Annotated in this window: 19 protein-coding genes and 1 pseudogene; 15 read left to right on the top strand and 5 right to left on the bottom strand. The window is 50.9% G+C overall.

The window, feature by feature from the left end; all coding sequences use genetic code 11:
- Position 1 precedes the first annotated feature (1 nt).
- From GW590_RS09635 to GW590_RS09620, 4 genes are all read left to right on the top strand, one after another.
- Positions 2-859 (top strand): DmsC/YnfH family molybdoenzyme membrane anchor subunit, encoded by an 858-nt coding sequence (locus GW590_RS09635; RefSeq protein ID WP_169402798.1) that lies wholly within the window; start codon positions 2-4, stop codon positions 857-859.
- A 52-nt stretch (positions 860-911) separates the two neighbouring features.
- A complete protein-coding gene (gene dmsD, locus GW590_RS09630) occupies positions 912-1,520 on the top strand; it encodes a Tat proofreading chaperone DmsD (RefSeq protein ID WP_169402797.1) in 609 nt (202 codons plus the stop codon).
- Complete coding sequence (gene napF, locus GW590_RS09625; RefSeq protein WP_169402796.1) at positions 1,520-2,083, top strand: ferredoxin-type protein NapF; 564 nt, start codon at positions 1,520-1,522, stop codon at positions 2,081-2,083. The genes dmsD and napF overlap by 1 nt, the downstream gene beginning before the upstream one ends.
- 127 nt (positions 2,084-2,210) lie before the next feature.
- The gene (locus GW590_RS09620; protein ID WP_169402795.1) at positions 2,211-3,356 is read left to right on the top strand and encodes an MFS transporter; all 1,146 of its coding nucleotides are present in this window, start codon (positions 2,211-2,213) and stop codon (positions 3,354-3,356) included.
- Between the two features lie 727 nt (positions 3,357-4,083).
- Here GW590_RS09620 and pflA read toward each other — a convergent pair.
- The 5 genes and pseudogenes from pflA to ycaO form a co-directional block, all read right to left on the bottom strand.
- Positions 4,084-4,824: a pyruvate formate lyase 1-activating protein gene (gene pflA, locus GW590_RS09615; RefSeq protein ID WP_169402947.1), complete on the bottom strand. Its 741-nt coding sequence runs from the start codon at positions 4,822-4,824 to the stop codon at positions 4,084-4,086.
- 73 nt (positions 4,825-4,897) lie between these two features.
- A pseudogene (locus GW590_RS24330) lies at positions 4,898-5,088 on the bottom strand (site-specific integrase); the annotation flags it as partial.
- 224 nt (positions 5,089-5,312) lie between these two features.
- Positions 5,313-7,595 (bottom strand): formate C-acetyltransferase, encoded by a 2,283-nt coding sequence (gene pflB, locus GW590_RS09605; RefSeq protein ID WP_169402794.1) that lies wholly within the window; start codon positions 7,593-7,595, stop codon positions 5,313-5,315.
- A 97-nt stretch (positions 7,596-7,692) separates the two neighbouring features.
- The gene (focA, locus tag GW590_RS09600) at positions 7,693-8,547 is read right to left on the bottom strand and encodes a formate transporter FocA (RefSeq protein WP_169402793.1); all 855 of its coding nucleotides are present in this window, start codon (positions 8,545-8,547) and stop codon (positions 7,693-7,695) included.
- Positions 8,548-9,181: 634 nt separating this feature from the next.
- The gene (gene ycaO / locus GW590_RS09595; RefSeq protein WP_169402792.1) at positions 9,182-10,945 is read right to left on the bottom strand and encodes a 30S ribosomal protein S12 methylthiotransferase accessory factor YcaO; all 1,764 of its coding nucleotides are present in this window, start codon (positions 10,943-10,945) and stop codon (positions 9,182-9,184) included.
- Between the two features lie 399 nt (positions 10,946-11,344).
- Here ycaO and serC point away from each other — a divergent pair, with 399 nt between their 5' ends.
- From serC to GW590_RS09540, 11 genes are all read left to right on the top strand, one after another.
- A complete protein-coding gene (gene serC, locus GW590_RS09590; protein ID WP_169402791.1) occupies positions 11,345-12,430 on the top strand; it encodes a 3-phosphoserine/phosphohydroxythreonine transaminase in 1,086 nt (361 codons plus the stop codon).
- A 133-nt stretch (positions 12,431-12,563) separates the two neighbouring features.
- On the top strand, positions 12,564-13,847 hold the full coding sequence (aroA, locus tag GW590_RS09585) for a 3-phosphoshikimate 1-carboxyvinyltransferase (protein WP_169402790.1): 1,284 nt from the start codon (positions 12,564-12,566) through the stop codon (positions 13,845-13,847).
- Positions 13,848-14,257: 410 nt separating this feature from the next.
- Positions 14,258-14,956 (top strand): (d)CMP kinase, encoded by a 699-nt coding sequence (gene cmk, locus GW590_RS09580; protein ID WP_169402789.1) that lies wholly within the window; start codon positions 14,258-14,260, stop codon positions 14,954-14,956.
- A gap of 178 nt (positions 14,957-15,134) precedes the next feature.
- A complete protein-coding gene (rpsA, locus tag GW590_RS09575) occupies positions 15,135-16,808 on the top strand; it encodes a 30S ribosomal protein S1 (RefSeq protein ID WP_211186715.1) in 1,674 nt (557 codons plus the stop codon).
- A gap of 121 nt (positions 16,809-16,929) precedes the next feature.
- Positions 16,930-17,214 carry an integration host factor subunit beta gene (gene ihfB, locus GW590_RS09570; RefSeq protein WP_009636638.1) on the top strand — a complete coding sequence of 95 codons (285 nt, stop codon included), beginning with the start codon at positions 16,930-16,932 and terminating at the stop codon, positions 17,212-17,214.
- A gap of 268 nt (positions 17,215-17,482) precedes the next feature.
- Positions 17,483-19,774 (top strand): ComEC family protein, encoded by a 2,292-nt coding sequence (locus tag GW590_RS09565; RefSeq protein ID WP_169402787.1) that lies wholly within the window; start codon positions 17,483-17,485, stop codon positions 19,772-19,774.
- 35 nt (positions 19,775-19,809) lie between these two features.
- Entirely contained in the window at positions 19,810-21,558 is a 1,749-nt protein-coding gene (msbA, locus tag GW590_RS09560; RefSeq protein WP_169402786.1) for a lipid A ABC transporter ATP-binding protein/permease MsbA, read from the top strand.
- On the top strand, positions 21,555-22,544 hold the full coding sequence (gene lpxK, locus GW590_RS09555; protein ID WP_169402785.1) for a tetraacyldisaccharide 4'-kinase: 990 nt from the start codon (positions 21,555-21,557) through the stop codon (positions 22,542-22,544). Before msbA ends, lpxK begins: the two co-directional genes overlap by 4 nt.
- A 349-nt stretch (positions 22,545-22,893) precedes the next feature.
- Positions 22,894-23,103 carry a transcription antiterminator/RNA stability regulator CspE gene (cspE, locus tag GW590_RS09550; protein ID WP_169402784.1) on the top strand — a complete coding sequence of 70 codons (210 nt, stop codon included), beginning with the start codon at positions 22,894-22,896 and terminating at the stop codon, positions 23,101-23,103.
- 235 nt (positions 23,104-23,338) lie between these two features.
- On the top strand, positions 23,339-23,551 hold the full coding sequence (locus tag GW590_RS09545) for a cold-shock protein (protein WP_169402783.1): 213 nt from the start codon (positions 23,339-23,341) through the stop codon (positions 23,549-23,551).
- Between the two features lie 142 nt (positions 23,552-23,693).
- Positions 23,694-24,923, top strand: coding sequence for a winged helix-turn-helix domain-containing protein (locus tag GW590_RS09540; protein WP_169402782.1), 1,230 nt, complete (start codon positions 23,694-23,696; stop codon positions 24,921-24,923).
- Positions 24,924-24,995: the final 72 nt, after the last annotated feature.

Genomic DNA, 24,995 nt, shown 5'->3' with positions numbered 1-24,995 from the left:
GATGGGAAACGGATGGCAAGAATGGCCCCTGATGGTCTTTACGGTCCTCGGGCAGTGCGTAGTGGGCGGTTTTATTGTACTGGCGTTGGCACTGTTTACCCGGCTTACAGCGCAAGAGCGAAGCCGTATTCACCTGGCCATGTTTTTTCTCTGGGTCCTGATGGCGATAGCCTTTATTGCCTCGGTGTTGCACCTTGGCTCCCCTTTGCGCGCCCTGAACTCCCTTAACCGTCTGGGGGCTTCGCCGCTAAGTAATGAAATCGGCAGTGGTTCACTGTTTTTCGCTCTCGGTGGCATCTACTGGCTGCTGGCGACGCTGAAAAAAATGCCGCTGGCGCTAGGTCGGGTCTGGCTGGGATTGACGCTGATCGCTGCACTCGGCTTTGTGTATGCCATGTGTCGGGTGTATGCCATCAATACTGTTCCTACCTGGGATAACGGTTTTACCGCGATTTCCTTCATCATGACCGTGCTGATTGCCGGTCCGCTACTGGGTTATTTATTGTTGCGCGGTGCGGATATTCAGGGGGCAGCGTTGCGTATTTTACCGGCGATTAGCGTGCTGGCGCTATTAATCAGTCTGTCGGCGGTGATTTTACAAAGCAGTGATCTGGCGACGATCCACACTTCACTACAGTCAGCCTCGACCCTGATACCTGATTATGCGCTGTTATCAGTCTGGCGGCTGCTGTTGCTGGTGCTGGGACTAGGTTGTTGGCTGTGTCCGCTTATTCTGCGCAAACGACCGGCGATTGCTTCCCTGGTGTTGGCTTTTGTTCTGGTGTTCTCCGGTGAAATGCTGGGTCGGGCGATCTTCTATGGTTTGCATATGACCGTTGGACTGGCTATTGCCGGTTGATTTTATTGGCGGCAAGTTACCCATGCACTTGCCGCCGGGCTATGAGGTAACCATGTCCACAGCATTGATCGGGGTGACTGGCAGGATCCTGGGGGCACTGCTCTATTTTCCCCCCGAGTCGCCACAGGTGCAGCCGTTGATTCGACTCCTGGCACAAGAAGAGGGGCTGGCACAATGGCCTGACCTTAGTCATGCGCTTAGCGCGGCCATCGCCAATGATATAGCGGCAAGTGCAACTTATCCCGAGTCACTAAGCGACGCTTTTCAGCGCCTGTTTATTGGTCCCTATGCTTTGCCGGCACCGCCGTGGGGATCGGTCTACCTGGATAAAGAGAGCGTGCTGTTTGGTACCTCGACGCTGCAACTGCGGCAATGGATGCAGTCCCACGGCATCGCCCCCCATTTTGATCAGGCAGAACCGGAGGATCATATCGGGCTGATGCTGATGATGGCCGCCTGGCTGGCGGAGCAGGAACCGCAATGGTTGCCCGAATTTCTTGGCGATCATCTTTTATGCTGGAGCGGGCGCTACCTGGAGCGGTTGCAGCAAGGGGCGCAGCACCCGTTCTATCAGGCTATCGCCTTGCTGACCCGTGCTACCTTGCAAGGGTGGCAGCAGCGCTGCGCAGGTAATATCAAGGAAGTGGAGCTTTACTACTAATGCGCGATGCCCGTTATTACCGTGCCTGGATGAGCGTGCGTACGATCAGTCGACGTGCCCTGTTTCGCAGCCTGTTACAGCCTGGCAAGCAGGCGCTGTTACCGGCACCGACTACGCAGGTATGGCGTCGCCAGGTGCCGCGACCGCCGCAGGCCGTCGTTGAACCGCTGTTTTTGCAACGTTGCGATGGCTGTGGCGACTGCGTACAGGCCTGTGCCTACGGTATTATTTATCTTGAGCAGCAAAAAGCGCAGTTGCAGGTCGATTATGCCGATTGTAATTTATGCGCCGACTGTACCCGTGCCTGTAGCAAAGACGCTCTTGATGCCACTTTACCCATGGATACCGGGTTACGGCCGGTGATTTCCAGCCAGTGTCTTGGCCGACTGGATGATGGCTGTCGTATGTGTGAAATTGCCTGTCCAGGTTCAGCGATATTTTTTAATCAACATCATCAACCTGTGGTTAAAAACGATCAATGTACCGGTTGCGGTAAATGTAAATTTGTTTGTTATCATGGAGCTATAACCCTCACCATTAAGGCTGACTTTTACCCCGGCTAGCGATTGATGAGTTATTTAAATCATGACAATGCAGATTGTGCGCAACGCCAATTTCAGCCGATTGACTTTTATCTCGCCAATGGCATGATGCCGCCAATTTCATTGCATTTCTGGTCGGTCATTCCCTATGTCTGCTTATTCTCGCCCGGTGATATTGCTGCTCTGTGGCCTTTTACTGTTGACCGTCTCTATGGCGGTGTTAAGCACGCTGGTGCCTTTGTGGCTGACCCATGAGTCATTACCTACCTGGCAGGTCGGGCTGGTCAGCTCTTCTTACTATGCGGGGAATCTGCTGGGAACGCTGATCGCCGGTCGTTTGATTAAACGGCTTGGTTTTAACAACAGCTATCAACTTTCATGTCTGTTTTTTGCCGTGGCGACCGCCGGGCTGGCTTTTTCCGGCAACTTTTTTGCCTGGATCGGCTGGCGTTTTATCGCCGGTATCGGCTGTGCGCTGATTTGGGTGGTGGTGGAGAGCGCATTATTGCGCAGCGGCACCCTGAAGAATCGCGGGCAACTGCTGGCGGCTTATATGATCGTCTACTATATCGGCACCGTAGCAGGCCAACTGCTGTTAGGCAAAGTTCCCACCCAGTTGCTAAGTGTGATCCCCTGGGTGACGGCGCTGATTGTTATCGCCATGCTGCCACTGCTGTTTGCCCATATTGTCAACCAGGACAGTGCGCAATCCCATGTCGCCGTCTGGCCAATGTTTAGACGACGCAGTGCCCGCCTGGGCCTTCATGGCTGTATTATTTCGGGCGTGGTATTGGGCTCGCTATACGGCCTGATGCCGCTGTTTCTGGCGCATCGAGGTCTTGATGATGCCGATGTAGGTTACTGGATGGCGCTGTTGATCAGCTCCGGCATTATCGGTCAATGGCCGGTGGGGCGTTTGGCCGACCGTTATGGTCGATTGATCGTGCTGCGCGTCCAGGTATTTGTGGTTATCCTGGCCTGTATGGCGATGCTCAGCGGCTATGCCATGGCCCCCGCGCTGTTTATCCTTGGCTGTGCCGGATTTACGCTCTATCCGGTGGCCATGTCCTGGGCTTGCGAAAAGGTCAATCCCGACGAGCTGGTGGCCATGAACCAGGCATTATTGATGAGCTACACTCTCGGGAGCCTTGCCGGACCAAGTATGACCGCAATGCTGATGCAAAACTATTCCGATGGCGTGCTGTTTATTAGTATTGCGGCGGTAGCGCTGGTCTATTTGGTGATGTTGCTGCGAAAAGCGGATCATCGATCAACGCCGATCGCCGCTGCCTAAATTCCCCGTCATCTTTCAGGCTACAGCTGCGTTGGCTGCCTTCGCTTACCCCGGTCACTTACTAATGTAAGCTCCCGGGGATGCGCTCAGTTGCCGCCTTGCTGTAACCTGAAATCTATAGGGGAATAAAGAGAGTCATCTTTCAGGCTACAGCTGCGTTGTCTGCCTTCGCTTACCCCGGTCACTTACTAATGTAAGCTCCCGGGGATGCGCTCAGTTGCCGCCTTGCTGTAACCTGAAATCTATAGGGGAATACAGAGAGTCATCTTTCAGGCTACAGCCGCGTTGGCTGCCTTCGCTTACCCCGGTCACTTACTAATGTAAGCTCCCGGGGATGCGCTCAGTTGCCGCCTTGTTGTAACCTGAAATCTATAGGGGAATAAAGAGAGTCATCTTTCAGGCTACAGCCGTGTTGGCTGCCTTCTCTTACCCCGATCACTTACTAATGTAAGCTCCCGGGAATGCGCTCAGTTGCCGCCTTGCTGTAACCTGAAATCTATAGGGGAATACAGAGAGTCATCTTTCAGGCTACAGCCGTGTTGGCTGCCTTCGCTTACCCCGGTCACTTACTAGTGTAAGCTCCCGGGGATGCGCTCAGTTGCCGCCTTGCTGTAACCTGAAATCTATAGGGGAATAAAGAGAGTCATCTTTCAGGCTACAGCCGCGTTGGCTGCCTTCGCTTACCCCGGTCACTTACTAATGTAAGTGACCGGGGGGAGGGGATATCTTAATAGATAACCTTATGACCATAACCTTCGAGAATGCCTTTTACGCGCTCCATAATCTCTTTAGTCGGCGGGTTGACGCCTTCGAGACCATACTCTTCGCCCATGGCAATCCATTTATGTTTGCCCAGCTCATGATACGGCAGCAGCTCAATCTTTTCGATATTGGTCATATCCTTGGTAAATTCACCGAGCATATGCGCCGACTTATCGTCATCTGACCAGCCTGGTACTACCACGTAGCGTATCCAGGTACGTTGATTGCGTTTAGCCAGATAGCGGGCAAAATCCAGTGTGCGATGATTGGATACCCCGACCAGATTCTGGTGAATATCGTCATTCATCTGCTTCAGATCCAGCATTACCAGATCGGTAACATCCAGCAGTTCGTCAATCACCGGGTCATAGCGACGGACAAAGCCGTTGGTATCGAGACAGGTATTGATATCCGCCTTGTGGCAGGCGCGGAACCAGTCGCGTACAAACTCGGCCTGTAATATCGCTTCACCGCCGGAAGCGGTCACACCGCCGCCGGAGGCATTCATAAAGTGGCGATAGGTCACCACCTCTTTCATCAAGTCTTCGACGTTAATCTCTTTACCGCCGTGGGTGTCCCAGGTATCGCGGTTATGGCAATACAGACAGCGCATCAGGCAACCCTGGAAAAACGCGATAAAGCGTATGCCAGGGCCATCAACGGTACCGCAGGATTCATAGGAGTGGATGCGACCGAGTACGGGCACCTTCTCTTCTGATTCAGCGGCTATTTCCGTTGGATTACAATTGGTTAAGTTAGTCATAAAGTTTCACTTAGTCCTAAGTAGTGCAGATTCGTGGACATGATATGGACACTCCGTTAAGTGGGTTCAATGAGACTGCATCGTGCTCAACGGCGGTGCAAAGTGCGCATAAACCAGGATCTGTTGTCCGCTGGAATGCCCCAAAATTCGTTGTAGTGTAATAATATTACCTCCATTCACCATAAAATGCGTGGCGAATCTGTGCCGCTACACCTGGAGTACTATAGATATTATGGGTGTTACCAAGTATTGAGTTTTTATACGTGAAAACTGTTTTGCCAGCGAACCAGTGGGCTAGACCTCTGGCAAAACAGATTGCTTGTTGCGATGGAGTGTCAGATATCAGATAGAAGAAAGGCCCCACAGTTGTGGAGCCTCTATTTTAGGCCATTTATCTGCCCGCAGGTAAATTAATGGCCTGGCAACATCCTTTACATGGTTTTGGTAAAGGTACGAGTAATAACGTCTTGTTGCTGTTCTTTGGTCAATGAGTTAAAGCGAACGGCATAACCTGATACACGGATGGTCAGCTGCGGATATTTGTCCGGGTTTTCCATCGCGTCTAACAGCATTTCACGGTTCATAACGTTAACGTTCAGGTGTTGACCGCCTTCGATGGAAGATTCGTGATGGAAATAACCATCCATCAAACCAGCCAGGTTAGCTTTACGAACGTCATCATCTTTACCCAGTGCGTTTGGAACGATAGAGAAGGTATAAGAGATACCATCTTTAGCGTAGGCAAACGGCAGTTTGGCAACAGAGGTCAGAGAGGCAACAGCACCTTTCTGATCGCGACCGTGCATTGGGTTGGCACCTGGTCCGAATGGTGCGCCAGCGCGACGACCGTCTGGAGTGTTACCGGTTTTCTTACCGTATACAACGTTAGAAGTAATGGTAAGTACTGACTGAGTTGCTACAGCGCCACGGTAGGTACGCAGTTTCTGAATTTTCTTCATGAAACGTTCTACCAGGTCACAGGCGATGTCATCAACGCGTGAATCGTTGTTACCGAACTGTGGATATTCGCCTTCAATTTTGAAGTCGATTGCCAGGCCATCGGCATCACGGATGGTGCTGACTTTGGCATATTTGATTGCTGACAGTGAGTCGGCAGCAACAGACAGACCAGCGATACCACAAGCCATGGTGCGATAAACGTCACGGTCATGCAGTGCCATCAATGCAGCTTCATAGCTGTATTTGTCATGCATGTAGTGAATGATGTTCAGCGCAGTCACGTACTGTTTAGCCAGCCAATCCATAAAGTGATCCATACGGGCCAGCACTTTTTCGTATTCCAGCACGTCGTCCATCATTGGTGCTTCTTTCGGACCGACCTGGATTTTCAGTTTTTCATCCACGCCGCCGTTGATTGCATACAGCATGGTTTTTGCCAGGTTGGCACGTGCGCCAAAGAACTGCATTTGTTTACCCACAACCATTGGGCTCACGCAGCAAGCAATCGCGTAGTCGTCGTTGTTAAAGTCAGGACGCATCAAATCATCATTTTCGTACTGAATTGATGAAGTATCGATAGAGACTTTAGCTGCGAATTTCTTGAAGTTAACTGGCAGTTTTTCAGACCACAGGATGGTCATGTTCGGTTCTGGTGAAGGCCCCATGGTGTACAGGGTATTCAGGAAACGGAAGCTGTTTTTGGTAACCAGAGTACGGCCATCAACGCCCATACCTGCCAGAGATTCTGTTGCCCAGATTGGGTCACCGGAGAACAGTTCATCATATTCAGGAGTACGCAGGAAACGCACCATACGCAGTTTCATGACCAGGTGGTCAATCAGTTCCTGAGCTTGTTCTTCAGTCAGTTTACCGGCTTTGATATCGCGTTCGATGAATACGTCAAGGAAGGTAGATACGCGACCGAATGACATGGCAGCGCCGTTCTGAGATTTAACCGCAGCCAAATAGCCGAAGTAAGTCCACTGTACAGCTTCTTGTGCGGTGGTAGCAGGACCAGAAATGTCATAACCATATTTGGCTGCCATTTCTTTGATTTGACCCAGGGCACGATGCTGTTCAGAGATTTCTTCACGCAGCTGGATGGTCATTTCCAGGTCTTCGCCATTTTCCAGTCGGTCTTGCAGTGACAGGAATTGAGCGTATTTGTCGGCCATCAGGAAATCGATACCGTACAGTGCGATGCGACGATAGTCACCGATGATACGGCCACGACCGTATGCATCAGGCAGGCCGGTCAGCACACCAGATTTACGGCAGTTCAGAATGTCTTTGGTATAAACGTCAAACACACCCTGGTTGTGAGTCTTACGGTATTCGCTGAAGACTTTCTTGATCTGTGGATCCAGTTCACGACCATAAACTTTACATGAACCTTCAACCATTTTAATGCCGCCAAATGGGATCAGGGCACGTTTCAATGGCGCGTCAGTTTGCAGACCAACGATGGTTTCTAAAGATTTATTGATGTAACCGGCATCGTGAGAAGTGATGGTTGCAACAACGTCGGTATCAAAATCAACAGGCGCTTTGGTAGCGTTCTCTTGTTTGATGCCTTCCATAACGCTGTCCCACAGAGTGGAGGTCGCTTTGGTTGCACCAGCCAGGAAAGACTCGTCACCCTCGTAAGGGGCATAGTTTTTCTGAATAAAGTCGCGTACGTTGACTCCATTCTGCCAGTCACCAGCGCTAAAACCCTGCCATGCGGTGGTCAATTTTTCATTGAGCTTGGACATTTTGCACCTACCTTCTAATATGATTTTTTTTCAAGAAATAGCGTTAACGGAATGACTTGAAAACCAGTTGAAACTTTCGCAACAAGCACCATCAAACTTAATGTTGCTCATCACGCAGATATATGACCCAGTACGTTAAGCCGACCAACAGACTGCCGCCAATAATGTTACCGATAGTGACGGGGATCAGGTTGTCCATAATAAAGTTGGAAATATTCAGTTCGGCAAATTTTTCTGGTGCGCTGCCTACTGCCTGCCAGAAGTCAGGAGTGGCGAAATTTTTAATGACGATCCCCAGCGGGATCATAAACATGTTGGCAATGCTGTGCTCAAAACCGCTGGCAACAAACATGGCAACAGGCAGGATCATGGCGAACATCTTGTCCATCAGGCTGCGACCAGAGTAACTCATCCACACCGCCAGGCATACCATCAGATTTGCCAGGATACCCAGGCATACGGCTTCTACAAAGGTATGATGTAATTTATGGTCGGCGGTTTGTAAAACGTTCAGCCCCCAGAGTCCATTGGCGGTCATATACATGCCCGAGAACCAAATCAGCCCTACGAAAAACAGTGCACCGATCAAGTTACCAATATAGACATTCAGCCAATTGCGTGCCAGCTGACCCCAGGTGATCCTGCCGCTGGCTTTGGCGATAACGATAAGCACCGTTGAGGTGAACAAATCCGCGCCGCAAACAACAACCAGCATTAATCCCAGGGAAAAACAGATACCTCCGACCAATTTGGCCAAGCCAAAAGGAACGGATGAGGTCCCGGTCGTTGAGGTAATGTAAAAAACAAAGGCAATCGAGATAAAGACACCGGCAGTGATAGCCAGAAAAAAGGTTTTAATCGGCTGCTTGGTAGCTTTATATACCCCGGCATCTTCAGCGATTTTTGCTGTTGCCGCAGGTAATATTAAATTGAAGGGGTTGTCAGTGTTCACATTAACTCTCTCTATAAGGGCTATGTACTACATGACTAATAGTAGCAAGGCAGTATAGTCTGGATATTGATTTGGATCATAAGCAGACTAAACGTGTCGTACAGGAACTAAGCAGTAAGGGGGTGTTTTCTAGATAACTCGTTGTTTATTAAGTATAAACAATTTTTTAAATTTTACAGAAAAAGTTTAATTCAACAAAAGTAAATGACTTGAGAGATTGCATTTTATCTGTGATTGTTAAATTTTGTTTAATGTCGTGGTTGAAAAAATCACTATTCAGAAATAAAAACGGGCATTTGTTGGTGGGAAAAACCTGAGCTGTTTTTAATTTGCCGACATTTAACCCTTCTTTTGTACAAGAGTCAAACCGCGTATCGCCAGCTTGCAAAGCATCTGCAGGCCGACAAGCTTCTTATCGGCAATAAAAAACCGGCAGTTTCCCGCCGGTGAGTTTGATGACAAAGTCGTCTTGATGATCGAGATACCCGGGCATAGCACACCTGGGGGCGCTCCGGCGGGCAAGCCCGCTACGACCCCAACGGTGCACTCTCCCTAATAACGGATTTTGTCAGCAGTCTGCCCGGCAGTTTCCCGCCGGTATATTAAGGTAATGCGGTTGGGTGATCGTTGTCCGTCAGGCTTTTGACCAATAGCGTTTTTTGGCAACCTGCAGTTTCTCATACGCGGCCAGCAGACCCTGATGGGCAGGCAGTGCGCGCAGATCGGCATCCACGGCAAACAAGCCATAGAAACGCTCTTCACCGCTAATAGCTGCCGAGGCACGTTCAACGGCATCCTGACCGTACATCTTCACAAAGGCGTTGTAATACTGCGCGGCATCGCGTTCAGGCTCGAGCGCCAACTGCAACAAGGTTTGCAGGCAACGATAATAGTTGTTGCGCTCTGCGGTGTAGACCGAGGCGTTAAACTCATGAGCCCATTCAGCCCAGACCAGTGCCTGCTCAAAGTCACCACCGGCCAGCGCCAGCATTGACTTGAGTTCACCGACGCGCAAAGTGTACCAGCCATTATCTTTGCCGCTGGCAATACCCAGCAACTCGCGAACGCGGGTGAAGTCATCCAGACCTTCATCATCGAAGGCGGTGATCATGCCGAGGTACTCTTCTGGCGTAAATTCGCTGTCTGGCAGCGCCAGGATCTGTTCACGCAGATGCGCGCCCATACTGTTGTTGGCCATCAGCAGGTCTTCGGCCGGATAGATATCAGACATGCCGGGAACAATGATGCGGCAGGCGTAAACATCCAGATGTTCGTAATCAGCGATATAGACTTCGGCATCTTCTTTCTGGAAGATCGCCATCAACGTAGCAAATTCTTCTTCGGTGCTGCCGCTAAAACTCCAGTCAACAAACGGGTAGTCGGCATCCTGTTTGAACATATCCCAGGAAATCAGACCGCTGGAATCGATAAAGTGGGTTTCAAGGTTGGCATATTCCGCCACTTCTTCATCGTCGAAGGTCGGCGCAGTGAAAACGTCGAGGTCTTTCAGACTGCGACCTTGCAGCAGCTCGGTGACGGTACGCTCCAGGGCGACACCAAAATCAGGGTGGGCACCGAACGAGGCAAAGCAGGTGCCATTGGCTGGATTAAACAACACTACGCAGATAACCGGGTAGTTGCCACCCAGTGACGCATCATAGGACAGGATCGGGAACCCTTCCTCTTCCAGTTTGGCGATGGCTTCAATCACGCCAGGGTAGCGGGCCAGCACCTCAGCCGGGATCTCAGGCAGGCTGATAGATTCGGCAATAATGCGGTTTTTGATATAACGTTCAAAGACTTCGGACAGCCCCTGTACGCGGGCTTCGTTGGCGGTATTACCGGCCGACATGCCGTTAGAGACATACAGGTTACCGATAATGTTCATCGGAATATAAACGGTTTGCAGATCGGACTGACGGGTAAACGGCAGGGCGCAGATACCGCGCTCGAGGTTGCCGGATTGCAGATCGATCAGATCGCTGGCGGTCAGTTCCTGATTTTCGTCGTAAAACGCATGCAGACGTGGATCGAGGATCCCGGCGGGCAGGCTGTTATCCTGCGGTACAGGGAACCACTTTTCATTGGGATAGTGAACAAACTCGCCTTCGGCAATGGCTTTGCCAAGATAGAAATCGGCAAAGAAATAGTTGGTAGACAGGCGTTCAAAGTATTCGCCCAGCGCCGAGGCTAATGCCGCTTTTTTACTGGCTCCTTTGCCGTTGGTAAAGCACAGCGGGCAATCGCGATCGCGAATATGCACCGACCATACGTGTGGAACCGGATTCAGCCACGAGGCCTCTTCAATATTAAAACCGAGGTCGGTGAGTTTTTGCTGAAAACGGGAGATGGAGACTTCCAGCGCCGCGTCTTTGCCTGGGATAAAGGTTTGCGTCATTGAGTTCACTTATATGCGTTCTAAAAACGCGCAATGATACGGGGTTTTCCCTTTTAGCTCCACGTATTCATTACATGATTGTTAATAACCGTCGAATTCGTGGTGATCAGGCGGTAACTTGTCGGCAAATTTTTGTGATCGCCGTCAGAGAGCGGATGCTTGGGGAAAAGCAGAAAGAATATCAGGCCACAGGGTATGAAATTTATTACTGATTATGACTCAAGGATGAATAACCATTGCAGCAATGGGATACCAGTGATAAAACCGATAAAATGGTTGTTGCTATGGCAAGCGGGTCAAGATGGCGAACCGGCAACAACAATACCCGATAGTTTTCAGCGTGCCGGGTATCTACAGGCTTTCAAATGAATGACTATCTAAGAGAAGTGGTGAGGGGAAATGACTCAGGTTTATAATTTTAGCTCAGGTCCGGCGATGATCCCGGCTGAAGTGTTACGTCGTGCTGAACAAGAACTCTGCAACTGGCACGGTCTCGGTACCTCGGTGATGGAAATCAGTCACCGCAGCAAGGAGTTTATCCAGGTAGCCGAAGAATCCGAAAAGGATATTCGTGACCTGATGAATATTCCCTCGAACTATAAGGTTCTGTTTTGTCACGGCGGTGCCCGTGCACAGTTCGCGGCGATCCCGATGAACCTGCTGGGCGACAAGGCAACGGCAGATTATATCGATGGCGGTTACTGGGCGCATAGCGCAGTAAAAGAAGCGCAAAAATATTGCACCCCTAACGTTATTGATATTACCACCACTCAGGGCGACAAGCGTGCTCTGCTGCCAATGAGCCAATGGACACTCAGCAAGGATGCCGCTTATGTGCATTACTGCCCGAATGAAACCATCGACGGCCTGGCCATTGACGAAATGCCTGATTTTGGCGACAAAGTGATAGTGGCGGACTACTCGTCTACCATCCTTTCGCGTCCTATTGATGTTAGCCGTTTTGGTATCGTCTATGCCGGCGCACAGAAAAACATCGGTCCTGCTGGTCTGACGCTGGTTATTGTCCGCGACGACCTGCTGGGTAAAGCGCGTAAAGAGTTGCCGTCAATCCTCGACTATAAAGTGCTGGCCGACAACGACTCCATGTTCAACACGCCACCGACCTTTGCCTGGTACCTGTCTGGCATGGTATTCAAGTGGCTGAAAGAGCAGGGCGGCCTGCAAGAAATGGAAAAACGCAACCAGGCGAAAGCCGAGCTGCTTTATCACACCATCGATAGCAGCAATTTCTATCGCAATCAGGTGGCCGACGCTAACCGTTCGCGTATGAACGTGCCTTTCCAGTTGGCCGATTCAGCCCTCGATGCCCTGTTCCTGAAAGAGTCGGTAGATGCCGGTTTGCATGCGCTGAAAGGCCATCGCGTGGTAGGCGGGATGCGTGCCTCCATCTATAATGCCATGCCTTTGGCTGGCGTACAGGCGTTGACCTCGTTTATGACCGATTTTGAAAAACGTCACGCTTAAGTTAGTTTTATTGCCAACTGTTTGATTTGCACTTCTTTTTACAGGAGTGCTGGTTATGAAGCCTAACCCCGGCATCGCGTCCGGGGTTATGTTTTTAGATGAATAATGAAAAGATAGTAAGGATGGATATTCTGTGGAAGCCCTGACCCTACAACCTGTTGCTCTGGTTAACGGTAGCATCAACTTACCTGGCTCAAAAAGCGTATCCAATCGTGCCCTGTTACTGGCGGCTTTTGCCCGTGGCACCACGCGTTTGACCAATTTGCTCGACAGCGATGATGTTCGCCATATGCTCAATGCGCTTACACAATTGGGAGTTACCCACCGTTTGTCGGCCGACCGCACCCACTGCGAAATTGACGGTCTGGGCGGTATTTTCCCACAGACCCAGGCGCTGGAACTGTTCCTGGGCAATGCTGGCACCGCCATGCGTCCGCTGGCGGCGGCGCTGTGTTTAGGCCAGCAAGATGTGGTACTGACCGGTGAACCGCGCATGAAAGAACGTCCCATCGGCCATCTGGTCGATGCATTGCGTCTCGGTGGTGCCCAAATTGATTATCTGGAACAGGAAAACTATCCCCCCCTGCGCCTGCGCGGCGGTTTTAAAGGCGGGGAAATCAGCGTTGATGGCAGTGTTTCCAGCCAGTTTCTTACCGCGCTACTCATGACCGCACCTTTGGCGGAAACCGATACGCTAATCCGCATCAAAGGCGATCTGGTGTCAAAACCTTATATCGATATCACCCTGAATCTGATGAAAACCTTTGGCGTGACGGTGGTCAACGAAAATTACCAGCAGTTCCGCGTGCAGGCCAAACAGACGTATTTGTCACCGGGCAATTATCTGGTGGAAGGCGATGCCTCTTCAGCATCCTATTTTCTGGCCGCAGCGGCCATTAAGGGCGGCACAGTGCGTGTCACCGGGATTGGCAAGAACAGCATGCAGGGCGATATTCGTTTTGCCGACGTGCTGGAAAAAATGGGCGCCACCATTCGCTGGGCGGATGACTATATCGAATGCAGCCGCGGTGAGTTGCACGGCATTGATATGGATATGAATCATATCCCGGATGCTGCCATGACCATTGCTACTGCCGCACTTTTTGCCCAGGGGCCAACCACGCTGCGCAATATCTATAACTGGCGGGTAAAAGAGACGGATCGCCTGACGGCAATGGCGACCGAGTTGCGTAAAGTGGGCGCTACCGTGGAAGAGGGCGAGGACTATATTCGTATCGATCCTCCGGCGTCGTTGACCTTCGCCGAAATTGGCACCTATAACGATCACCGCATGGCGATGTGTTTCTCGCTGGTGGCGTTGTCCGATACCCCCGTGACTATTCTTGATCCGAAATGTACCGCCAAAACCTTCCCTGATTACTTCGAACGTCTGGCGGCAATCAGTACCCTGGCCTGAGCGAAGCGCACATAAGCTGGTTAAAACGGATATCACTGATATCCGTTTGAGTTTGATGACAAAGTTGTCTTGATGATCGAGATACCCGGGCATAGCACACCTAGGGGCGCTCCGGCGGGCAAGCCCGCTACGACCCCAACGGTGCACTCTCCCTAATAACGGACTTTGTCAGCAGTCTGAAACGGATATCACTGATATCCGTTTTTTTTGGCATGGTCATCTTCTCGTCGCTAAACTTAGTTATCCTGATTTGTTGATTGAGTTAACAATTTCATCTGCGACTGAGGCTTATTTTTCGTAAGTTGCTGACGCAGGGTAACAGTTAGGAAAAAGGCAGCGTATAATGCTGCACCTGAATTAGCCCCCTTTGGGTTAATGATGAGGGTTTTCCCCACCGAAAGGAGAGTGAAATGACGGCTATAGCTCCGGTGATAACCGTTGATGGGCCAAGTGGCGCCGGTAAAGGCACGCTTTGTAAGGCATTGGCAGAAGCATTTGAGTGGCACTTGCTGGATTCGGGCGCCATTTATCGCGTTTTGGCATTGGCTGCGCTGCACCATCAGGTCGATATTGTCTCCGAAGAGGCTTTAGTGCCACTGGCTGCACATCTCGATGTTCGCTTTGTGGCCAACAATGGACAATTAAACGTCATTTTAGAGGGTGAGGATGTCAGTCAGGAGATCCGCACCGAAACCGTAGGCAACACGGCATCACAGGCAGCGGCTTTCCCTCGGGTTCGTGAGGCGCTACTGCGCCGCCAGCGGGCTTTCAGAGATCTGCCGGGGCTGATCGCCGATGGTCGAGATATGGGCACCGTGGTGTTTCCCGATGCGCCAGTGAAGATTTTTCTCGATGCCAGTCCTGAAGAACGTGCAAACAGAAGAATGCTACAGTTGCAGGAAAAGGGCTTTAGTGTTAACTTTGAACGTCTTTTAGCCGAGATAAAAGAACGGGATGACCGTGATCGTAATCGGCCTGTTGCGCCTTTAGTTCCTGCCGAGGACGCGTTAATACTGGATTCAACCAGTATGTCCATCGACGCAGTTATCGAACAAGCGCTGGCGTATGCCACTGAAATTCTAGGATTACCGCAAAAACAAACCCGGTGATCCGCGCCATTATCTGGTGCTGAACTGTTCTTGTTTTATCGAGAATAGCCATTCAGTGCCAGTTTTGGCTATCGTTTTTTTTAACCTCGCCGCCAGGACGGTAGCGGGGCATTTGAAACAACCCCATCCAGCATGAAGCCAGATGGACGTTAAACTTAAGAACCTAAAGATTATCAACATGACTGAATCTTTTGCTCAACTCTTTGAAGAATCCTTAAAAACAATCGAAACCCGTCCGGGTTCCATCGTCCGTGGTGTTGTTGTGTCTATCGACAAAGACATCGTACTGGTTGACGCCGGTCTGAAGTCTGAGTCTGCTATTCCGGCAGAACAGTTTAAAAACGCACAGGGCGAACTGGAAATCCAGGTAGGCGACGAAGTTGATGTTGCGCTGGACGCTGTGGAAGACGGCTTCGGTGAAACTCTGCTGTCCCGTGAAAAAGCTAAGCGTCATGAAGCATGGCTGATGCTGGAAAAAGCTTATGAAGAAGCTGCAACTGTTACCGGTGTTATCAACGGTAAAGTTAAAGGCGGTTTCACCGTTGAGCTGAACGGCATTCGTGCGTTCCTGCCAGGTTCACTGGTAGACGTTCGTCCTGTTCGCGACACGCTGCATCTCGAAGGCAAAGATCTTGAGTTCAAAGTCATCAAGCTGGATCAGAAACGCAACAACGTTGTTGTTTCTCGTCGTGCAGTAATTGAGTCTGAGAACAGCGCTGAGCGCGATCAACTGCTGGAAAACCTGCAGGAAGGCATGGAAGTTAAAGGTATCGTTAAGAACCTCACTGACTACGGTGCATTCGTTGATCTGGGCGGTGTTGACGGCCTGTTGCACATTACCGATATGGCCTGGAAACGCGTTAAGCATCCAAGCGAAATCGTAAATGTTGGCGACGAAATCACTGTTAAAGTTCTGAAATTCGACCGTGAACGTACCCGTGTATCCCTTGGCTTGAAACAGCTGGGCGAAGATCCTTGGGTCGCTATCGCTAAACGTTACCCAGAAAGCACCAAGCTGACTGGTCGCGTAACTAACCTGACTGATTACGGCTGCTTCGTAGAAATCGAAGAAGGCGTTGAAGGTCTGGTTCACGTGTCTGAAATGGACTGGACCAACAAAAACATCCACCCATCCAAAGTTGTTAACGTTGGTGATGTAGTGGAAGTTATGGTTCTGGACATCGACGAAGAACGTCGTCGTATCTCTCTGGGCCTGAAACAGTGTAAAGCCAACCCATGGCAGCAGTTCGCAGAAACCCACAACAAGAACGACCGTGTTGAAGGTAAAATCAAGTCAATCACTGACTTCGGTATCTTCATTGGTCTGGACGGCGGCATCGACGGCCTGGTTCACCTGTCTGACATCTCCTGGAACGTTGCAGGCGAAGAAGCAGTACGTGAATACAAAAAAGGCGACGAAATCGCAGCTGTGGTTCTGCAGGTTGACGCAGAGCGCGAACGCATCTCCCTGGGCGTGAAACAACTGGCTGAAGATCCGTTCAATAACTACCTGTCTGTAAACAAGAAAGGTACTATTGTTACTGGTAAAGTCACTGCAGTTGACGCCAAAGGTGCTACAGTTGAATTAGCAGGCGGTGTAGAAGGTTACCTGCGTGCTTCTGAAGCTTCTCGCGACCGTATTGAAGACGCAACTCTGGTTCTGAACGTTGGTGATGAAGTTGAAGCTAAATTCACCGGTGTTGACCGTAAGAACCGTGTTGTTAGCCTGTCCGTCCGTGCCAAGGACGAAGCTGACGAGAAAGATGCTATCGCTGTGGTTAACAACAAACCAGACGAAACCAACTTCTCCAACGCAATGGCTGAAGCATTCAAAGCGGCAAAAGGCGAGTAATATAGCCAAAGTCGCCAGCGTGGCAGCTCTGCTGTCACGTTAACGATTCAGGTTATAAAACGGGAAGCGGTTTTGTTAACCGCTTCTATACGGTAGTTTAGCTGCAAAGCTTGGAGGTTATATGACCAAGTCTGAACTTATTGAAAGACTTGCAGGCCAGCACTCTCATGTTCCGGCGAAAGCCGTTGAGGATGCCGTGAAAGAGATGCTTGAACATATGGCTGCAACCTTAGCTGATGGTGAACGCATCGAAATCCGCGGGTTCGGCAGTTTTTCTCTTCACTACCGTGCTCCGCGCGTTGGACGTAATCCTAAAACTGGTGACAAAGTTGAGTTGGACGGTAAATACGTTCCTCATTTCAAGCCAGGCAAAGAGTTGCGCGACCGTGCGAACATTTATGGCTGAGGATTAATCCTCAACCTGGGTGTATGCCTACTGCGAACAAAACGGTGTCTTAACGGACACCGTTTTTTTTTGTTTAAATGGCCTCAACCCTGGCAGATAATCTGCGTAATGCCTCGCAACCTTAATCGCTGAAGATTGCCCCCACCGCGTCTTTTGACAACAATCTGCTTTCTGCACCGCCAGCCGCCAGGCGACGGTCGCACAGAGACTTCCCGCTTCTGCTCTCTCCATTCGGTCGGTCTTTGGGCTAATATTGTAAGGAGGCGAGATGATCAAAATCACACTCAGCCAGTTGGCGCTGGCGCTGATAACCGGGATCTTGCCGCTGACGGTGCTGCCGGTATTACCCGACCTCACGCTGGGTATTGTTTTGCTGCTTATCACCGCTATTGCCGGTTATTTGCCTTATCGACTCAGTAAATTGCTGTGCATTGCGCTAGCCGCTTTTCTATGGGCCACCGTCAACGCGCAGCAAATTTTGCAGCAAACCGACGATTTTAGCGGGCGGAAACAGCAGGTAGTCGCCGAGGTGATCACCCCGTTTTTGCAGCGAGAAGATAAGCATAATCTGCTGATTGCCTTAAAAGAGATTAACGGTCAGCGGGTATTCCCGCCGCTGGCGGCGCGCATATCCAGCGAGGACCTTCCCGCTGACTATTGCGCAGGGCAGCGCTGGCTGCTGACCCTAAGTTTACGCCCGGTGCACAGCCAACTTAATCTCGGTGGCTTTGATGGACAGCGCTGGGCTGTGGCTAACCGACAAACTCTAAACGGACATGTGGACGCGGCAACGCCGTTAACCACGGCATGCACAGCGCGTCAGCGGGTGATTAGCGCTGTGCAGCGGCAACTGACCGGCGTCGACAATATGCCGATCCTGCTGGCGCTGGCATTTGGTGAACGCTCGTTACTCGACTCACCGCTGGCGCAATTATTTAAAATGACCGGCACCGCGCATCTGATGGCCATCTCCGGATTGCATATCGGGGTAGCGGCGCTGATAGGCTGGTTGCTGGCGCGCGCCATCCAGTATCTGTTACCAATACGCTGGATAGACTATCGTTTCCCCCTGCTGCTTAGCGGCATAACCATGCTCTATTACACCTGGCTATCCGGCGTCAATCCGCCTGCCATGCGCGCCGCCGTTGCTATCTCGCTATGGCTGCTGCTGCGCCTGTTTCGGGTGCACTGCCATCCCTGGCAAGTCTGGCTGTGGGGCGTGGCATTATTGATGTGTAGCGATCCGCTAAATATCCTTTCAGACAGTTTTTGGCTGTCGTGTTTTGCTGTGGCAGCGCTGATTTTCTGGTTTCAATGGGTGCCATTGGCGGCGCGGTTTTCACGGCATTGGTATTGGGCCTGGCTGCGCTGGGGGCATCTGCAACTGGGGATGACCTTCCTGCTGCTACCGATGCAGATTGCCCTGTTTCACGGTTTGAGTCTTGCCTCTTTCTTTGCCAACCTGTGGGCGGTGCCGATTGTCTCGCTGGTCACCGTGCCGCTGGTGCTGGCGGCGCTGTTTTTAAATCACTTGCCCTTTGATATGGCGCTTTCCCTGAACGCGGTGCTGTGGTGGGCAGCGGATCGCTCGCTCTCCTGGATGCTAACCGGACTGTGGCGGGCCGAGATTTATTGGCTGCCGTTAGGGGAGAGCACTCTGGTCCTGGGTGTTACCGGCTGGCTTGGCGTTATCCTCTGGCGTATGGGCTGGCTATATAGCTATCCGCTCAACGTACTGACGCTATGCGTACTGATATTCTGCTGGCGACAGTCCAGCTATCGTGAAAAAGAGAATTGGCGAGTGGATATGCTGGATGTTGGCCACGGACTGGCGGTGTTGATTGAAAAGAATGGTCGCGCCGTGCTCTATGATACCGGCAATCGCTGGGAAGGCGGCTCACAGGCCGAGATGCAGATCCTGCCCTATCTGCAGTGGCGTAATCTGGCTGTTGAGCAAATCATTATCAGCCATAGTCACCTGGACCATCACGGCGGCACCGACCGAATAAGCGCGGCCTTTCCCGAGGCGACAATCCGCGCCTCATTTCAGGGTTATTCACCCTGTCGTCAGGGACAGCAATGGCATTGGCAAGGTTTGTTATTTACCGTGCTGTGGCCACCGTCCACTCATGACCATGCCGGTAACAACCAAAGCTGTGTCTTGCGCGTCAGCGACGGGACATTCAGTCTGTTACTGACCGGAGATATTGAACGCGAGGCCGAAACCTTGTTAGTTAAATATCAACGGTCGCATTTAGCGGTCAATTTATTACAAGTACCGCACCACGGCAGTCGTACTTCCTCAATTGGCCCTTTTCTGCGGGCCAGCAGACCTGAAGTCGCAATGGCTTCTGCCTCTCGCTTTAATCGCTGGCGTTTACCGGCGCAAAAAATAAAACAAAGTTACCGTGAAAATGGGGTGATCTGGCGCGATACCGCCCGCTCCGGCCAACTGAGTGCCTTTTTTTTCAACAACTATTGGGCAATTAAAGGCCTGCGGGAGCAATTAATGCCACGTTGGTACCATCAGTGGTTTGGCGTTGGGGACGATAATGAGTAGAATGGCCGCTGTTTATTTCGCTGCTGGTTAATTGCATGATGAATGATAAAGATCTCTCCACCTGGCAGACATTCCGTCGCCTCTGGCCGATGATCACCCCTTTTAAAGCCGGGCTTATTGCTGCGGCTATTGCACTGGTGGTCAATGCCGCCGGTGATACCCTCATGCTATCGCTGCTGAAGCCACTATTGGATGATGGCTTTGGTAAAGCTGACCGTTCGATTTTATTGTGGATGCCGTTGGTGGTCATTGGTTTGATGATTGTGCGTGGCGTCAGTGGCTATATCTCGAGTTACTGTATTTCCTGGGTGTCTGGCAAAGTGGTAATGGAAATGCGGCGTCGACTCTTTGGTCATATGATGAGAATGCCGGTGGCGTTCTTTGACCAACAGTCCACCGGGACCCTGCTTTCTCGCATTACCTATGACTCCGAGCAAGTGGCATCGTCCTCTTCCAGTGCCCTGGTGACAGTGGTGCGCGAAGGGGCGTCGATTATTGGCCTGTTTATTATGATGTTCTATTACAGTTGGCAGCTGTCAGTGATCCTGGTGATCATTGCGCCAATTGTTTCTATCGTCATTCGCGTAGTGTCCAAGCGTTTTCGTACTATCAGCAAGAATATGCAAAACAGTATGGGACAGGTCACGACCAGCGCCGAACAGATGCTGAAAGGGCATAAAGAAGTGCTGATTTTTGGCGGACAGAAGGTTGAAACCGAACGTTTTGATGACGTCAGCAATCATATGCGTCGTCAGGGCATGCGTCTGGTGTCGGCGTCTTCCATTTCCGATCCCATTATTCAGCTGATCGCCTCGCTGGCGCTGGCCTTTGTGCTGTATGCCGCCAGTTTCCCGTCAGTGATGGAAACCCTGAGCGCCGGTACCATTACAGTGGTGTTCTCTTCAATGATTGCCCTGATGCGACCGTTGAAATCCCTGACCAACGTCAATGCCCAGTTCCAGCGTGGTATGGCTGCTTGCCAGACGCTGTACAGCATTCTTGATATGGAACAGGAGAAAGACGAAGGCACGTTGGCAGTAGAACGTGCCAAAGGGGATATTGAATTTAAAAATGTCACCTTTTACTACGGTAGCAGTGAAAAACCGGCGCTTCGCGAGATCTCCTTTGATATCCCGGCGGGTAAAACCGTGGCTCTGGTTGGGCGTTCGGGTTCAGGTAAATCAACTATTGCCAATCTGCTGACCCGTTTTTACGATATTCAGAAGGGTGAAATTCTGCTCGATGGTCACGATTTACGTGAATATACCCTGTCGTCATTACGCGATCAGGTAGCGTTGGTTTCACAAAACGTGCATCTGTTTAATGACACCATTGCCAATAATATTGCCTACGCGCGTACCGAAGTTTATAGCCGCGAAGATGTTGAAAAGGCCGCGACTATGGCCCATGCCATGGATTTCATCAGCAAGATGGAAAATGGCCTGGATACGGTAATCGGCGAAAACGGTGTGCTGCTCTCTGGTGGCCAACGCCAGCGTATCGCCATTGCCCGTGCCTTGCTGCGTGATTCGCCAGTGCTGATCCTCGACGAAGCTACTTCGGCGCTCGATACCGAGTCCGAACGCGCCATTCAGGCAGCTTTGGATGAACTGCAGAAAAACCGCACTTCACTGGTGATCGCCCACCGTCTGTCTACTATCGAAAAAGCCGATCAAATCCTGGTGATCGAAGATGGCAAAGTGGTGGAGCGTGGTCCTCATGACGAGCTGATCGCCATGCACGGGGTTTATGCGCAATTGCATCGTATGCAGTTTGGCCAATGATTGAGCGTATCTGGTCGGGGCAATCCGCACTCTATCTGCTGCTGCTGCCGCTGAGTGGTTTGTACGGCCTGATTACCCTGATCCTGCGCTTTTGCTATAAAAAAGGCTGGAAGAAAAGCTGGCGAGCACCGGTTCCGGTGGTGATTGTCGGCAACCTGACCGCCGGTGGTAACGGTAAGACCCCGGTGGTGATCTGGCTGGTTGAGCATTTACAACAGCGTGGGCTGCGTGTCGGCGTGGTTTCACGCGGCTATGGCGGTAAGGCAGAACGCTATCCTTTACTGCTGGATAACGCCACCACCACCGCGCAGGCCGGTGACGAACCAGTGCTGATTTTTCAACGCACTGGTGCGCCGGTCGCCGTTTCTCCTAATCGCAGTGAGGCGGTCAAAGCGCTTTTACAGGCAGCGCCTGTCGATCTTATCGTTACCGATGATGGCTTACAGCATTACGCCCTGCAGCGCGATTTCGAAATCGTCGTCGTTGATGGTGTGCGTCGTTTTGGCAACGGTCACTGGCTGCCAGCTGGGCCCATGCGGGAACGTGCCTCAAGATTACGCAGCGTCGATGCGGTGATTATCAATGGCAACGGCCAGGGGCAGGGCAGAGAGATAGGCATGTCGTTGCAGGCTGGCCTGGCTATTAACCTGTTGAGCGGTGAAAAGCGTCCGGTGCAAAGCTTGTCGGCCGTGGTCGCCATGGCGGGTATCGGCCATCCGCCGCGTTTTTTCGCTACCTTACGTCAGTCAGGCGTACAGCCTGAGCAGGAGATTGCCTTTGCCGATCACCAGGCCTATCAGCCTGCGCAACTCAAGGCATTAGCGTCCCCGACGCAGATATTACTGATGACAGAGAAAGATGCAGTAAAATGCCGCGCCTTTGCCGAAGCGAACTGGTGGTATCTTCCCGTTGATGCGCAGCTTGCCGAACCTGGGTCTTTAAATTTGCTTGAAAGAATTTGCGCCCTGGTTAAGCCATCTGCGTGATGAACACGCATTGCCTCGGCAGAAAGTGATAAAAAGATAATTTTTAATTGCTATGTTATTCAATGGTTAAATCTAAAACACACACAATTCATAAAATAGGCAGGTCTGTTAACTTGACCTTGTCGGATAATTATGAGTAAATAGCATCTGGCCTGTGAAAGCAGGGCTATTTATGAGTATGTACAGCATCGTTAAGAGTAAGTAGTTGTTCCTCCCAAAACGTTATCTTCTTGTTTGATTGATTCCGCTTCAAAGACGAACCTTCTGAGTACCTCCCATAAGTAATCTTTCTAAAAGATGGCCGCTATTGCCTTTATGGCTGGAAATTAATATTTAAAAGGTTTTAAAAATGACGAAGAAAATCGGTCAAGTAAAATGGTTCAACGAAAGTAAAGGTTTTGGATTTATTGAACAACAGGACGGCGGCAAAGATGTGTTTGTGCATTTTTCTGCTATCGCCTCTGAAGGCTTCAAGACCCTGGCTGAAGGTCAGCGTGTTGAATACAGTATTCAGGATAGCCCGCGTGGCCCCGCTGCTGCCAACGTTGTTGCGCTGTAAGCAAAAAATCGAAAAGTAACGAGTTGATGGCCACGGGAACTTGTGGTGATGATTACTGTCTAATCTCTTGGTGGTAATACTATCAATACCAACTCAATGTTTATCCTGCCAATGAAGGCAGGGTTTATACGCTCATTAGAGGTTCTTTATACGAATAACTTTAGAATGGGCAAGCGCATCCGAACAATAATAATAAAGCGTTGTCATGGATGCCCAAAATTAAGGAAGTAAAAATATGATGTTAAAAATGGGTTTTGTTAAATGGTTTAATCAGGCCAAAGGCTATGGTTTTATCTCTCCTGTTGACGGTTCGTCTGAGATTTATGTAAGTCGTAATTCAATTGCCAATACGCGAAATAAATCACTGAATGCCGGTCAAAGCGTAGAGTTCACCATTTATAATAGTTCGACTTACGGCCCAGCGGCCGCCGACGTTATCGCTTTCTAAGCGAGCGTCACCCAAAATCAGTGGCGGGCATTTTACCCACTGATAAAAATATGTTATCGGTATCCGTATACTGGTTGCTTCGCCTGCTTTCTTGCAATGATGTGAGAAAATCGGGCAGGTACTTTTGCTCACGGATATCGATATGCCTATCCCGGTGTTACCTCTCTCTGCTGCGCGCGTACTGCATCTCGCAGCTCAACAACTGCAATCCCCCTTAAAACGTCAGGCTCATCCCAACGATCTGCTTACCGCTATCCAGCGTATGGCCCTGCTGCAAATTGATACCATCAGCGTAGTCGCCCGCAGTCCCTATTTAGTCCTGTTCAGTCGCCTGGGTGAGTATCCCTCGGCATGGCTGGAAACCGCCTTGCGTGAACATCAACTCTTTGAATATTGGGCCCACGAGGCTTGCTTTATTCCTATTGAAGATTATCCCTTGCTGCGTCACCGCATGCTGGCTCCCGAGGCCATGGGCTGGAAGTTCAATCAGGCCTGGTTTAATCAACATCAAACCGAGATTGCCAATCTGTTGCAGCATATTGCGCAGAACGGCCCGGTACGCTCGGCGGATTTTAGCGCCGAAAAGCGCGCGACCAGCGGCTGGTGGGACTGGAAGCCTTATAAAAAACATCTTGAAACTCTGTTTACGGCGGGGGAGTTAATGGTGGTTGAGCGGCGCAATTTCCATCGTGTTTATGACCTGCGTGAAAAGGTGCTGCCTTCCTGGGATGATGTCACCCAGACATTGAGCAAGGAGGACGCAGAATTTGCCATGCTGTGTCGTTCGGCGCAGGCGTTGGGGATTTTTCGTATCGAATGGCTGGCTGACTATTACCGGCTTAAACGCGTCAACAGTAAAAAGCTGACTGCGCAACTGTTGCAGCAGGGGATAATCACCGCGGTTGAGGTGACGGGAATAGACGCACCCATGTATGTCCATCAGGATCATGATCAACTGCTTGCCCAGGCGCTGGCCGGTACCCTGACTTCCACGGTGACCACCTTGCTATCGCCTTTTGACCCCGTGGTCTGGGACAGAAAACGTGCCCTTGAGCTGTTCAATTTCGATTACCGCCTGGAGTGTTATACCCCGCAGGACAAGCGGCAATATGGCTATTTCACGCTACCCATTCTTAATCGCGGTGAGATTATTGGCCGCACTGATGCCAAAATGCATCGCAAGACGCAGCAACTGGAAATTAAAAGTCTCCATCTTGAAGCGGGAGTCAAAGTGGGGGTACGCCGAGCGCGGGATATCGCCGAGGCTATCAGCCGCTTTGCGCGTTGGCAGGGGGCGCATCAGGTGGTGTTGACTTCGCTGCCGCCGGAGCTGGCAGCACGCTGGGGAACGGGTTGGAAGGTGGTGGTGTGAATTTGGGCGGGCAGTGAAATAGAAACGGCTGCAGATTGGCAGCCGTTTACATACTTGGTGTTTAACCAATTA

The sequence above is a fragment of the Rouxiella aceris genome (assembly GCF_012933545.1).
Classification (GTDB): domain Bacteria; phylum Pseudomonadota; class Gammaproteobacteria; order Enterobacterales; family Enterobacteriaceae; genus Rouxiella; species Rouxiella aceris.
The sequence above is the reverse complement of the archived record's forward strand: the minus strand, read 5'-3'. Positions and strand labels throughout refer to the sequence as shown.

Excerpts from the sequence above, each read along its gene's own strand:
- ycaO (WP_169402792.1), bottom strand. The coding sequence starts at position 10,945 with ATGACGCAAACCTTTATCCCAGGCAAAGACGCGGCGCTGGAAGTCTCC.
- GW590_RS09565 (WP_169402787.1), top strand. The coding sequence starts at position 17,483 with ATGATCAAAATCACACTCAGCCAGTTGGCGCTGGCGCTGATAACCGGG.
- cmk (WP_169402789.1), top strand. The coding sequence starts at position 14,258 with ATGACGGCTATAGCTCCGGTGATAACCGTTGATGGGCCAAGTGGCGCC.
- rpsA (WP_211186715.1), top strand. The coding sequence starts at position 15,135 with ATGACTGAATCTTTTGCTCAACTCTTTGAAGAATCCTTAAAAACAATC.
- GW590_RS09635 (WP_169402798.1), top strand. The coding sequence starts at position 2 with ATGGGAAACGGATGGCAAGAATGGCCCCTGATGGTCTTTACGGTCCTC.
- lpxK (WP_169402785.1), top strand. The coding sequence starts at position 21,555 with ATGATTGAGCGTATCTGGTCGGGGCAATCCGCACTCTATCTGCTGCTG.
- GW590_RS09545 (WP_169402783.1), top strand. The coding sequence starts at position 23,339 with ATGATGTTAAAAATGGGTTTTGTTAAATGGTTTAATCAGGCCAAAGGC.
- serC (WP_169402791.1), top strand. The coding sequence starts at position 11,345 with ATGACTCAGGTTTATAATTTTAGCTCAGGTCCGGCGATGATCCCGGCT.
- cspE (WP_169402784.1), top strand. The coding sequence starts at position 22,894 with ATGACGAAGAAAATCGGTCAAGTAAAATGGTTCAACGAAAGTAAAGGT.
- pflB (WP_169402794.1), bottom strand. The coding sequence starts at position 7,595 with ATGTCCAAGCTCAATGAAAAATTGACCACCGCATGGCAGGGTTTTAGC.
- GW590_RS09620 (WP_169402795.1), top strand. The coding sequence starts at position 2,211 with ATGTCTGCTTATTCTCGCCCGGTGATATTGCTGCTCTGTGGCCTTTTA.
- msbA (WP_169402786.1), top strand. The coding sequence starts at position 19,810 with ATGATGAATGATAAAGATCTCTCCACCTGGCAGACATTCCGTCGCCTC.
- GW590_RS09540 (WP_169402782.1), top strand. The coding sequence starts at position 23,694 with ATGCCTATCCCGGTGTTACCTCTCTCTGCTGCGCGCGTACTGCATCTC.
- ihfB (WP_009636638.1), top strand. The coding sequence starts at position 16,930 with ATGACCAAGTCTGAACTTATTGAAAGACTTGCAGGCCAGCACTCTCAT.
- dmsD (WP_169402797.1), top strand. The coding sequence starts at position 912 with ATGTCCACAGCATTGATCGGGGTGACTGGCAGGATCCTGGGGGCACTG.
- napF (WP_169402796.1), top strand. The coding sequence starts at position 1,520 with ATGCGCGATGCCCGTTATTACCGTGCCTGGATGAGCGTGCGTACGATC.